The organism is Sinorhizobium fredii (assembly GCF_002944405.1).
Lineage (GTDB): Bacteria > Pseudomonadota > Alphaproteobacteria > Rhizobiales > Rhizobiaceae > Sinorhizobium > Sinorhizobium fredii_C.
Genome location: NZ_CP024307.1, coordinates 2,500,993 through 2,513,129, shown reverse-complemented (window position 1 = coordinate 2,513,129; position 12,137 = coordinate 2,500,993). Strand labels below are relative to the sequence as shown.

General features: G+C 63.7%; 10 protein-coding genes and 1 other RNA gene. All 11 read left to right on the top strand.

The annotated features are described in order from the left end of the window. Nucleotides 1–108 precede the first annotated feature (108 nt). The 11 genes from NXT3_RS12385 (at nt 109) to murD (ending at nt 12,094) form a co-directional block, all read left to right on the top strand. On the top strand, nt 109–642 hold the full coding sequence (locus NXT3_RS12385; protein ID WP_037415434.1) for a lytic transglycosylase domain-containing protein: 534 nt from the start codon (nt 109–111) through the stop codon (nt 640–642). Nucleotides 643–819: 177 nt separating this feature from the next. Then, on the top strand, nt 820–2,007 hold the full coding sequence (locus NXT3_RS12380; RefSeq protein WP_097538084.1) for an NAD(P)/FAD-dependent oxidoreductase: 1,188 nt from the start codon (nt 820–822) through the stop codon (nt 2,005–2,007). 74 nt (nt 2,008–2,081) lie between these two features. Then, an RNA gene (gene rnpB / locus NXT3_RS12375) (RNase P RNA component class A) lies at nt 2,082–2,479 on the top strand. 384 nt (nt 2,480–2,863) lie between these two features. Beyond that, nucleotides 2,864–3,304: a division/cell wall cluster transcriptional repressor MraZ gene (gene mraZ / locus NXT3_RS12370; RefSeq protein WP_037415440.1), complete on the top strand. Its 441-nt coding sequence runs from the start codon at nt 2,864–2,866 to the stop codon at nt 3,302–3,304. Between the two features lie 14 nt (nt 3,305–3,318). Then, the gene (rsmH, locus tag NXT3_RS12365; protein WP_097538085.1) at nt 3,319–4,344 is read left to right on the top strand and encodes a 16S rRNA (cytosine(1402)-N(4))-methyltransferase RsmH; all 1,026 of its coding nucleotides are present in this window, start codon (nt 3,319–3,321) and stop codon (nt 4,342–4,344) included. 6 nt (nt 4,345–4,350) lie between these two features. Further along, on the top strand, nt 4,351–4,752 hold the full coding sequence (gene ftsL, locus NXT3_RS12360; RefSeq protein ID WP_037415446.1) for a cell division protein FtsL: 402 nt from the start codon (nt 4,351–4,353) through the stop codon (nt 4,750–4,752). Beyond that, nucleotides 4,752–6,500, top strand: coding sequence for a peptidoglycan D,D-transpeptidase FtsI family protein (locus tag NXT3_RS12355; RefSeq protein ID WP_097525329.1), 1,749 nt, complete (start codon nt 4,752–4,754; stop codon nt 6,498–6,500). Before ftsL ends, NXT3_RS12355 begins: the two co-directional genes overlap by 1 nt. A 64-nt stretch (nt 6,501–6,564) precedes the next feature. Further along, nucleotides 6,565–8,022 (top strand): UDP-N-acetylmuramoyl-L-alanyl-D-glutamate--2,6-diaminopimelate ligase, encoded by a 1,458-nt coding sequence (locus NXT3_RS12350; RefSeq protein ID WP_104839994.1) that lies wholly within the window; start codon nt 6,565–6,567, stop codon nt 8,020–8,022. A gap of 1 nt (nt 8,023) precedes the next feature. Then, on the top strand, nt 8,024–9,457 hold the full coding sequence (locus NXT3_RS12345) for a UDP-N-acetylmuramoylalanyl-D-glutamyl-2,6-diaminopimelate--D-alanyl-D-alanine ligase (protein WP_104839420.1): 1,434 nt from the start codon (nt 8,024–8,026) through the stop codon (nt 9,455–9,457). 139 nt (nt 9,458–9,596) lie between these two features. Further along, nucleotides 9,597–10,697 (top strand): phospho-N-acetylmuramoyl-pentapeptide-transferase, encoded by a 1,101-nt coding sequence (mraY, locus tag NXT3_RS12340; RefSeq protein WP_037415455.1) that lies wholly within the window; start codon nt 9,597–9,599, stop codon nt 10,695–10,697. Nucleotides 10,698–10,702: 5 nt separating this feature from the next. Next, nucleotides 10,703–12,094, top strand: coding sequence for a UDP-N-acetylmuramoyl-L-alanine--D-glutamate ligase (gene murD, locus NXT3_RS12335; protein ID WP_104839419.1), 1,392 nt, complete (start codon nt 10,703–10,705; stop codon nt 12,092–12,094). Nucleotides 12,095–12,137: the final 43 nt, after the last annotated feature.

Here is a 12,137-nt window from a genome sequence, read left to right as displayed (position 1 = left end):
TGCGGCGTTTAAGTCCCGTGCTCCTGTCAAGGAAAACGATCAGGAAATCGGTCGTGACGGTGGGGTGCGCCGTCCGGCCAGTTCCCCAGACCGGAGACTTCAAACTACATGAGAATAGCGTTTGTTGCTGCGGCGGCGGCATGCTTTGGCATGTTCGTTGCCGGGATGGGTACGTCGTATGCAGGGGGTGTCGACAAGACCATCAAGACTTCCGCAATCCCCTCGGTGACGAGAACCACAGGCTATCCGGCTCCCCAATTCGACCTGACGCGCGGATCGCAATACACGATCCTCATCCAGAGCTACGCCAAGCAGTATGGCGTTCCCGTCGATCTCGCCCATGCCATCGTCCAGGTCGAAAGCAATTTCGATGCGAGTGCGCGGGGCAGCGCGGGTGAAGTTGGTCTCATGCAGATCAAGCCGGCCACGGCGCGCATGATGGGCTATTCCGGTTCGACCAAGGGCCTCTACGATCCGGCCACCAATATCAAGTTCGGCATGCTGTATCTGGCGAAGGCCCAGGAGCTTTCGGATGGGACGACCTGCGGAACCATCCTCAAATACAATGCCGGCCATGGCGCCAAGCGCATGAACCCGGTGTCCAAGCGCTATTGCGGCAAGGTCAAGAGCATCCTGAATTGACGCGAGGCACGAGCCGCCACTCCGCGAGCAGCGGTTGACGATCGATCCTTGGACCATTCGCTGATCCAGGGGGCAGCCGGATAGGTATCGCGTTCCGGCGAAATAATTCTCAGAGAGAGCTCGGTGCCATTGCCCGGGTGGCATGCTATTCCCGCAGCGAAGCGTCGAGGGATATTCATGTCGGAAAGCTTTGATTTCGTTGTCGTCGGCAAGGGCATGATGGGGGCCGCGGCGGCGCGCCACCTGAGCCTGGCAGGGGCCCGTGCCGCACTTGTCGGGCCGGACGAGCCGGAAGACCGGGTGAACCACCGGGGCGTTTTCGCCAGCCACTACGACAATGCCCGCATCACCCGCACGATCGACAACAATCCCGTTTGGGCGCGTCTCGCCCGCCGCTCGATCGAGCGCTACCGGCAAATCGCCGAGACAAGCGGGATCGAATTCTACCACGAGGTCGGCTGCCTGATTGCCGGACCGGCGCCGGGCGGCGATTTCGACTATATCGAGAGAGTTGCGCTTGCACGGGACGGACTCGGTGTCGAAGCACCCTTGATCGTCGGCGAGCAGCTCGCCGAGCGCTTTCCATGGTTCGACTTCCCACGGCACTATGCCGGCATTCATGAGGCGCGCGGCGCCGGCTATATCAATCCTCGCGCCTTGGTTCGTGCGCAGACGGTTGCGGCAGAGAGACTGGGTGCGCGGGTGATCCGCTCCGAAGTCGTTGCCGTCGACGCGGGGACCGGTTCGGTCGAGGTTTCGACCATCGACGGACACAGGCTTCGCGGCGGGCGCGTCCTCGTCGCTGCCGGCGGTTTTTCGCTCTCCGAAGCGCTGCTGCCGAGGCCACTCGACTTGACGGTGAAGGCCCGCACCGTGCTTTTTTCCGAGGTCGGCGCCGACGATCTCGCCCGATTCGGCGGCATGCCGTCGCTGATCTCTGCGGCCTCCGACCAGCACCAAAGCTATTATCTCCTGCCGCCGGTTGCCTACGCCGACGGCAAACACTACATCAAGATCGGCGGTGACCCGATCGATAGGGTCCTTGCCCACGAGGCTTCGGTTCGCGAATGGTTTCGCGGCAGCGCGAGCGCCGAGGCGGCAGCGCATATGCGTGGCTTGCTTGCCGGTGTGATGCCGGGCTTCGAGCCGAAATCGACGCATTTTTCGCCATGCGTCACCACGTTCACGCGGCACGGCTATCCTTATATCGGCTTTGCCGGCGACCGGATCGCCGTTCTCACCGGCGGCAACGGCCAGGCGGCGAAGAGTTCCGACGAGATCGGGCGGCTCGGGACGGTGCTGGCGCTGAACGGCCGCCTTGATGCCGGTGAGTACGAGACCGATTTTGCCGTCGCTTATCGATAGGCGGATGAGCATGTCGAGGTGAGGGCGCCGATTTTTTGTAGCGCTTCTCGCTCCGGTCGGTTAATGAGCCTCTGCCAGTTGGCCGGGCAGCCGCGCCTCGCAGGTGCCGAAAGGCCGCGGGGTGAGGAAAGTCCGGGCTCCACGGAAACACGGTGCCGGATAACGTCCGGCGGGGGCGACCCCAGGGAAAGTGCCACAGAAAGCAAACCGCTCCGCCTGCGGAGTAAGGGTGAAAGGGTGGGGTAAGAGCCCACCGCGGACATGGCGACATGGACGGCACGGTAAACCCCACCGGGAGCAAGACCGAATAGGGATGACACGGGCGCGCGAGCGCCCAGCCGGTTTCCAGGCCCGTCATCCGGGTGGGTTGCACGAGGCTGTGCGCAAGCGCAGTCCCAGATGAATGGCTGCCACGTTTCGCCTCTTCGGAGGTGGAGCCATACAGAACCCGGCTTACAGGCCAACTGGCGATTCTTCTCTGAATCAAATTGGCGGATGATTCCGGCGGAAGAGCCACGCCCTCAACGTGGCTGGAAAGGTGCCTATTTGCGCGATTCCAAAGCCGTTAGGGGTGCGATCGTAACCCTTCGTTAAACTTAACAACCTATCAATATTTGATCATCCGCGAGGCTGTTTCCAGGCTTCTCCCATTGACGCCCATATGGTCCCATGTTATCCCATAATGGTACTGCGCAAGGGCCGCGTCGTGGCCCATCATCTCGAAATTCCAGGGTGCCTTCCTCGGGAGGTTCAGGCGGACATGCTCGTGTCCGGCGGGGGTCTTTTGTGCGCGCAGGCGAGTGTTCTTTCGGGCCGATGACCAGGGTCCGTCAGTCGGGGGCGGCCGTTTCGCGTCATGAACCGCTTCTTGTCACATGCTACGAACCGGATCGATGCGAAGGGGCGGGTTTCCGTGCCTTCGTCGTTTCGCGCCGTGCTTACGGAGGCGGGCGCGAGGGAGTTATACTGCTTCCAGGACTTCGTCTTTCCGGCGATCAGCGTCGGCGGGCCGGAGCTTCTGGACCGGTTCGAGAGGCAGATGGCCTCCGAGGATCCGTTCTCGGATGCGGCCAACCAGATGTCGCTCCTCGTTCATGGGGGCGGCGTCTTCGTGAAGCTCGACCCGGAGGGTCGGTTGATGGTGACGGATTTCATCCGCGACTTCACCGGCATTTCGACCGACGTGACTTTCGTGGGGCGTGGCGATCATTTTCAGCTCTGGGAGCCGCAGGCGTTTGCGAGGGCGCAGGCGGAGGCCCGGGAAGGGCGCAAGCAACGGGGGCTGCGTCCGGAATAGAGGGGAGAGGCGGAATGGTGACGGATCAAGGCGGCAGAGCTTCTGAAGCCGACGGCGGACCGGTTCGTCACATTCCCGTCATGCTCGCCGAGGTCGTTGCGGCTCTCGATCCGGCGCCCGGCAAGGTCGTTCTCGATGGCACCTTCGGTGCCGGCGGCTACACGTCTGCGATCCTCGATGCCGGTGCCGAAGTGATCGCTCTCGACCGGGACCCGACGGCAATCGCTGCAGGGCAGCCGATGGTCGTCGCTGCCGGCGGAAGACTCAAGCTCATCAATTCCCGTTTTTCCGAGTTGGCGGACCATACGCCGGACGGCGGGCTCGACGGCGTCGTGCTCGACATCGGCGTTTCGTCCATGCAGATCGATGAGGCGGAGCGCGGCTTCTCCTTCCAGAAGCAGGGGCCGCTCGACATGCGCATGTCGGCAAGCGGCGTGACGGCTGCCGATGTGGTCAATCGGGCCAAGGTCTCCGATCTGATCCGCATCTTCGGCTTCCTGGGCGAGGAGAAGCAGGCGGGCCGAATCGCGCGTGCGATCGAGAAACGCCGTGCCGAGCAGCCTTTCGAGACCACCCGCGACCTTGCCGGCCTCATCGAGATCGTCACGCCCCGAAAGGCCAAGGACAAGATCCATCCGGCAACGCGCGTCTTCCAGGCGCTGCGGATTTTCGTCAACGACGAACTCGGCGAACTCGCCAATGCGCTCTTTGCTGCGGAGCGGGTGCTGAAGCCCGGGGGGCGGCTCGTCGTCGTCACCTTTCATTCTCTCGAAGACAGGGTCGTCAAGACGTTTTTCCAGGACCGCTCGGGCAAGGCCGGCGGCTCGCGTCACCTTCCGCTGGTCGCGGCACGGGACGCAACCTTCACGCCAGTCGGCAAGCCTATGATTGCGGCGAGCGAGGAAGAAGCGTCCCGCAATCCGCGCGCCCGGTCGGCGAAACTCAGGGCCGGTATCCGTACAGAGGCTCCGTCGCCGGGAAACGATCTGTCCATTTTCAACCTGCCGGAGCTGGCGAGCCTTGCCAGACTAGGGGGCTAAGAAACGATGCTCAGAACGCTGGATATCGTGCTGATTGTCATCATGACGGGGGCCGCCACGGTCACCTACACGATCAAGCACCAGGCCGAGAACAAGCTCGAGGAGGTCCGCAGGCTCGACGCCGCGATCAAGCTCGAGGAGGACACGATCGACCTGCTCAAAGCCGACTGGGCGCTCCTCACCCAGCCGAACCGGCTGGAGCGGCTCGTCGGCGCCTTCGCGGCCGACCTGCAACTCGTGCCGACGCCCTCGACGCAACTCGCTAGGCCCGAGGAACTGCCGATGCTGAAGGCGGATGTGCCGCCGCCGGAGGAAGGCAAGGATAAGAAGGGCAAAGTCAAGACGGACGACGGCATCGCCGCCGTCATCAATGCCGATAACATCGCAACAGGGTCGGTGGCGCGCTGATGTCGTTTCTCTCCCGTATCATGGTGCTGAAGAGCAAGGCGCATTTCTCTGCCGGCGGCAACAACCGCCCTGCGGAGGCGAGCGTCAACGTCACGTTTCAAGGGACGCGCAAGAAGAGCGCCAGTCAGGCGAAGAGCCGCGTTGCGATCGTCATCGCAAGCTTCGGCATCGCCTATGCGGTGATCGGAGGCCGGCTAGTGCAATACGGCATGGCGCAGCCGGAGACGGTTTCCTCGATCGGTCGCGCCGACAACCTCATGGCGTCGCGCCCCGACATTCTCGACCGCAACGGCGAGATCCTCGCGACCGACATCCGCACCGTCTCGCTCTATGCCGAGCCGCACAAGATCGTCGATGCGGACGAGGCGGTTGAGCGTCTGGCCACGGTTCTGCCCGACCTCAACGCCCGGGAGATCTACAACAAGCTCAAGTCGAACTCGCGTTTCCAGTGGCTGCGCCGGCAATTGACGCCGAAGCAGCAGAGCGAAATCCTGGCGCTCGGCATTCCGGGAATCGGCTTCCGCCCCGAGAAACGCCGCTTCTATCCCGGCGGGCCGACAGCCGCCCATATCCTTGGCCACGTGAATATCGACAACCGCGGCGTCGCCGGCATGGAGCGCTACATCGACAGCCAGGGGCTTGCCGACCTCGCGGCGATCGGCATGACCAGCGATGCGAAGCTCGAGCCGGTCAAGCTGTCGATCGACGTGCGCGTCCAGAACATCGTACGCGACGTCATCGCTTCCGGCATGAAGAACTATGAGGCGATCGCCGCCGGCGCCGTCGTCATGGACGTCCATACCGGCGAGGTGCTGGCGATGGCGTCGGTGCCGGACTACGACCCCAACAAGCCGGCCGAAGGCGCCGAAGAGGGCTGGATGAACCGCATGTCGAACGGCACGTTCGAGATGGGCTCCACCTTCAAGACCTTCACCATCGCCATGGGCCTCGATTCCGGCAAGGTGACGCTCAACGACAGCTTCGACGCGACGGCGCCGATCCGCATCGGCGGCTTCACCATCAAAGACTTCCACGGCAAGCGGCGGGTTCTGACCGTTCCGGAAATCTTCCAGTATTCGTCGAACATCGGCACGGCGAAGATCGCCGACCTCGTCGGCATACCGGGGCACAAGGAATTCCTCACCCGCCTCGGCCTGCTTTCCAAGCTGCCGACGGAACTGCCCGAGGTCAAATCGCCGTCCCAGCCGCGCGAATGGAAGAAGATCAACTCGATCACCATCTCCTTCGGCCACGGCGTCTCGACCACGCCGCTGCAGACTGCGGTCGCCGGTGCAGCACTCGTGAACGGCGGCAAGCTGATACCGCCGACCTTCCTGCCGCGCACGGAAGAGCAGGCGAACGAGCTTGCGACCGCGGTCGTCAAGAAAAGCACCAGCGAAGACATGCGGTTCCTGCTTCGCTGGAACGGCATTGCCGGTTCTGGCAAGCGAGCGCTCGTGCCGGGCTTCAACGTCGGCGGCAAGACCGGCACGGCCGATAAGGTGGTCAATGGCCGTTATTCGAACGACCTGAACTTCAACGCCTTTCTGGCGGCCTTTCCGATCGACGATCCGAAATATATTGTGCTGACCTTCATCGACGCGCCGAAGACCGGCGAAGGTGGCGGGCGCACCGCCGGCTCCAACGCGGCGCCGATGGTGCGCGACATCATCAGCCGCTCGGCGCCGCTCCTCGGCGTCGAACCGAAATTCGGAGAAGACGGTTCTGCCTTGCTTGTGTCTTATTGACCGTGAAATGAGAATGCGGGCGATTCGTCATAGCGGATCGGTATCGAAGTGAGACATGCAGTTCATGAAGATCAAGGACCTGGCGGGAGCAGATTTCCCGGAACTCTCGGCGCAATTGAACGGTGATTCCGCGAATGCGGAAATCTCCGGCCTCACGGCCGACAGCCGGCAGGTCAAACCCGGCGATCTTTTCGTGGCTGTCGCCGGGACAAAGGCGAACGGCGCCGCCTATATCGCCGATGCGATCGCGCGCGGCGCTGCGGCTATCGTGGCTGCCGATTCCCACCCGGACGCGCGTGCGCCGGTGTTCCTGCTTTCAGATCCGCGTCGCTTCCTCGCCAAGGCGGCCGCCGCCTTTTACGGGCGTCAGCCGGCGACGATGGTGGCGGTGACCGGGACCGCTGGCAAGACGTCCGTCGCCTCCTTCACGCGGCAGATCTGGGCACATTCCGGGCTTTCGGCGGCGATGATCGGCACCACCGGGATCACGGCGCCGGGCCGCAACGATTACGGCTCCCTCACCACTCCGGATCCGGTATCGCTGCACAAGCTGCTCGCCGAACTCGCCGACGAGGGCGTCACCCACGCGGCGATGGAGGCTTCCAGCCACGGTCTCGACCAGAGCCGGCTCGATGGCGTCCGATTGGCCGCTGCCGCCTTCACCAATCTCGGCCGCGATCACATGGACTACCATCCGACCGTCGAGCACTACATGGCCTCGAAGATGCGCCTCTTTGGCGCGCTTCTGCCGAAGGGCGCGCCAGCGGTGATCTTTGCCGACGACCAGTGGTCGGCCGAGGCGATCACTGCTGCCAGCAAGGCCGGACACGATGTGCGCACCGTCGGCCGCAACGGCGACTTCATCAGCTTGAAGAGGGTCGAGCACTTCCGCCACAAGCAGTCGGCCGAGGTGCATGTCGGGGACGACATATTCGAAATCCACGTGCCGCTCGCCGGCGATTTCCAAGTGGCCAATGCGCTTGTCGCGGCGGGCCTTGCCATGTCCACGGGAATCGAAGCGAAAGCAGCCTTCTCGGCGCTCGATAAACTGCAGGGCGCCTCCGGCCGGCTGGAACTGGTCGGGCAGACAAAGGACGGCGCGCTCGCCTATGTGGACTATGCCCACAAGCCCGACGCGCTCGAAAACGTGCTGGAATCGGTGCGCCCGTTCACCACCGGCCGGGTGATCGTCGTCTTCGGCTGCGGCGGCGACCGCGACAAGGGCAAGCGGCCGATCATGGGTGAAGTTGCAACGCGGCTAGCCGATGTCGTGATCGTCACCGACGACAATCCCCGATCGGAAATCCCCGAAGTGATCCGCTCGGAGATCATGGCCGGTGCCAGGGGGGCCACCGAAATCGCCGATCGCGCCGACGCGATCCGGACTGCCGTCGGCATGCTGAAGGCCGGCGATACGCTGATCGTTGCCGGCAAGGGACATGAGGAGGGGCAGACGATCGGCTCCGTGACGCTGCCGTTCTCCGATCATGCGGAAATACGCAAGGCGTTGGGAGGGCTTTGACTTGAGCTGGCTCTGGACAAGCAGCGACCTGCTGGCCGCCATGAACGGCCGCCCGGTCGGCAACCTGCCCGAAGGGATCATCGGCATCTCGATCGACAGCCGCACGATTGAAAAGGGCGAGGCTTTTTTCGCCATCCGGGGCGATCGCGTCGACGGCCATGACTATGCCGGCATCGCGCTTGCCAACGGAGCCTCCCTGCTCGTCGTCAGCGAAGGAAAGCTTCCCGCACTCGGGCGATTGATCGCGCCGATGATCGTCGTCGACGACGTCCTGGAGGCGATGATCCGCCTCGGCTGCGCTGCGCGCGACCGGAGTGCCGCAAAGGTCATCGCGGTCACCGGCTCGGTCGGCAAGACGACGACGAAGGAGATGCTGAGGCATGTCCTGTCGCCGCTCGGGCGCGTCCACGCTTCCGTCGCCTCCTTCAACAATCATTGGGGTGTGCCGCTGACATTGGCGCGCATGCCGGAGACGACCGATTTCGGCATCTTCGAGATCGGCATGAACCATCCGGGCGAGATCCGGCCGCTGTCCGCCATGGTGCGCCCGCATGTGGCCGTCGTCACCAGCATCGCCGCCGCTCATCTCGGCAATTTTGCGAGCCTCGACGAGATCGCCGCGGCGAAGGCGGAGATCTTCGAAGGTGTGGTCAAGGGTGGGCATGCGGTCATCAACCGCGACAGTCCGCAGTTCGAGCTTCTTGAACGGGCTGCCGCGGCGGCGGGCATCAGCCATATCCATTCCTTCGGCGCCAATCCCAAATCGGAATATCGGCTGATCGAGTTCGCCGGCGGCGCCGATCGATCCGTGCTATGGGCCGGCATCGGCGGCAGGACGCTGGAGGTGACGATCGGGGCTCCGGGACGGCACATTGCCGAGAATGCCCTCGCGGTGATTGCCGCCGCACAGCTTGCGGGCGCGGATATCGACCGCGTCCTTGCCTCGCTCGCTACCATGCAGCCGGAAAAGGGCAGGGGCTTGCGGCACCGTCTGAAGATCGGCGGGGGTCACCTGACACTGATCGACGAAAGCTACAATGCCAACCCGGCATCAATGCGGGCGGCGATCGCCCTGTTGCGCGACGCCGAGCCGCCGGCCGGCGGGCGCCGTATCGCAATTCTCGGCGACATGCTCGAGATGGGGGAGCATGCTGCCGCCGTACATGCCGCCCTTGCAAACCCGATCGTTGAAGCGGGCATAACCGATGTCTGGCTCGCCGGCCCCGACATGGCGCATCTGCGCGACGCGCTGCCGGTCGAGGTTGCGGTTGTCCACCGCGAGGCGATCGGCGATCTCACCTCCTACGCGCTCGGCGCGATTGCTGCCGGTGACGTGGTGATGGTCAAATCGTCGAAGGGCACCGGTTGCGCCAAGATCGTTCAGGCTCTTCTCGATGCATATCCCGAAGAGACGGCCGAAGCGGGGCAAGTATAGAGGGCAGCGCCACCAAGGCTGGTGGATAAGGCCCGGGCCAGGGGAATTGGCCTAACATGGACAAGTGCAAGTGGATATCGTTCATCAGATGATTCTGTTGGGCGATGTCCGATTCTAAACCTTTGGGGAAAGGTCCCTTATGCTCATCTGGCTCGTGGAACTGGCGGACCACTTTCAATTCTTCAATCTCTTCCGCTACATCACCTTCCGCACGGGTGCAGCTCTCTTCACCTCCGCCCTGATCGTCTTTCTGTTCGGTCCGGCGATCATCTCGTCGCTGCGCATCCGCCAGGGCAAGGGCCAGCCGATCCGCGCCGACGGGCCGCAGACGCATTTCAAGAAGGCTGGCACGCCGACCATGGGCGGGCTGATGATCCTCGCCGGCATTGTCGGCTCGGCGCTGCTCTGGGCTGATCTTTCGAGCATCTATGTCGTGTCGACGCTGTTGGTAACCCTCGGCTTCGGCGCCATCGGCTTCTACGACGACTATCTCAAGGTCACCAAGCAGTCGGACAAGGGCTTCTCCGGCAAGGCACGCCTTGGCATCGAATTCGTCATCGCCGCCATCGCGGTCTTCTTCATGATGCAGGCGGCGCTGTCTGCCGGCAGCGCTGGCTCGACCTTCGGTTCGTCGGTGACCTTTCCGTTCTTCAAGGACCTGATGCTCAATCTCGGCTATTTCTTCGTGCTGTTCGGCGGTTTCGTCATCGTCGGGGCGGGCAATGCCGTGAACCTGACCGACGGACTCGATGGTCTCGCCATCGGGCCGGTGATGATCGCCTCGGCGGCCTTCGGGCTGATCGCCTATCTCGCCGGCAACGCGGTCTTCGCCAACTACCTGCAGATCCATTTCGTGCCGGGCACCGGCGAACTCGCGGTGATCCTCGGCGCAGTGATCGGCGCCGGACTCGGCTTCCTCTGGTTCAATGCGCCGCCGGCGGCGATTTTCATGGGCGACACGGGATCGCTTGCGCTCGGCGGCCTGATCGGCACCGTTGCCGTCGCCACCAAGCATGAGATCGTCATGATCATCATCGGCGGCCTCTTCGTCATCGAAACGCTGTCGGTCATCATCCAGGTCTTCTGGTTCAAACGCACCGGCCGTCGCGTCTTCCTGATGGCGCCGATCCACCATCACTTCGAGAAAAAGGGATGGACGGAGAGCCAGGTGGTGATCCGCTTCTGGATCGTTGCGGTCATCCTGGCGATGGTCGGCCTCTCGACCCTCAAGCTGCGGTAATCGAGATGATACCGGTCACCACATTCAAGGGAAGGAAGGTCGCACTCTTCGGCCTCGGCGGTTCGGGTCTGGCGACGGCTGAGGCGCTGGTTGCGGGCGGGGCGGTGGTCACCGCCTGGGACGACAATCCGGAGAGCGTCGCGAAGGCCGACGCCGCTGGCCTCGCGACGGCGGACTTGCGCCACGTCGACTGGACTGCCTTTGCAGCCTTCGTCCTCTCGCCCGGCGTGCCGCTCACTCACCCGAAGCCGCATTGGGCGGTCGATCTTGCGCATCAGGCCGGCGTCGAGATCATCGGCGATGTCGAGCTTTTCGTGCGCGAGCGCCGCGCCCATGCCCCCGAATGCCCCTTCATTGCCATCACAGGTACGAACGGCAAATCGACGACGACGGCGCTGATCGCCCACATCCTCAAGACCAGCGGGCGGGACACGCAACTCGGCGGCAACATCGGCACGGCCGTGCTGACGCTCGATCCGCCGAAAGCGGGTCGTTTCTATGTGGTCGAATGCTCGTCCTACCAGATCGACCTGGCGCCGACGCTCGACCCCACGGCCGGCATTCTCCTCAACCTGACGCCGGACCATTTGGACCGGCACGGTACGATGCAGCACTATGCCGACATCAAGGAACGCTTGGTGGCGGGAAGCGGTACCGCCGTCGTCGGCGTCGACGACAGCTTCTCCAGCCTGATCGGGAACCGCGTGGAGCGGGCGGGAACCAGGGTCGTGCGCATCTCGCGCCGTCATGTGCTGGCGGACGGGATCTATGCCGAGGGATCGTCGCTCATGCGGGCCGAGGGCGGATCGTCGTCGCTCTTTAGCGATCTCGCCGGCATCCAGACGCTGAGAGGCGGGCACAATGCCCAGAATGCGGCGGCGGCCGTTGCCGCCTGCCTTGCCGTCGGCGTCAGCGAAGATGAGATCATCAACGGGCTCAAGAGTTTTCCGGGCCTCAAGCACCGAATGCAGCCGGTCGCCAAAAAGGACGAGATCGTCTTCGTCAATGACAGCAAGGCGACCAATGCCGATGCGGCTGCCCCCGCGCTTTCGAGCTACGAGCGGATCTATTGGATTGCCGGCGGCCTGCCAAAGGAAGGCGGCATCGCCTCGCTGACGCCGTTCTTTCCGAAGATCGTCAAGGCCTATCTGATCGGCGAGGCGGCGCCCGCCTTCGCGGCTACGCTCGGTGAGGCGGTGCCCTACGAGATTTCCGGCACCTTGGAAAAGGCGGTCGCGCACGCGGCGGCGGATGCGGCGCGGGATCGCCAGGGTCCTGCCGCGGTGATGCTTTCCCCGGCTTGCGCAAGTTTCGACCAGTACAAGAATTTCGAAGTGCGGGGCGATGCCTTCGTCGGCCATGTGGCGGCCCTCGAAGGCGTGACCATGCTCATCTGATGCGTGAGTCCTGGACGCGCGGCGGAGCGGGATTCGGAAGTTG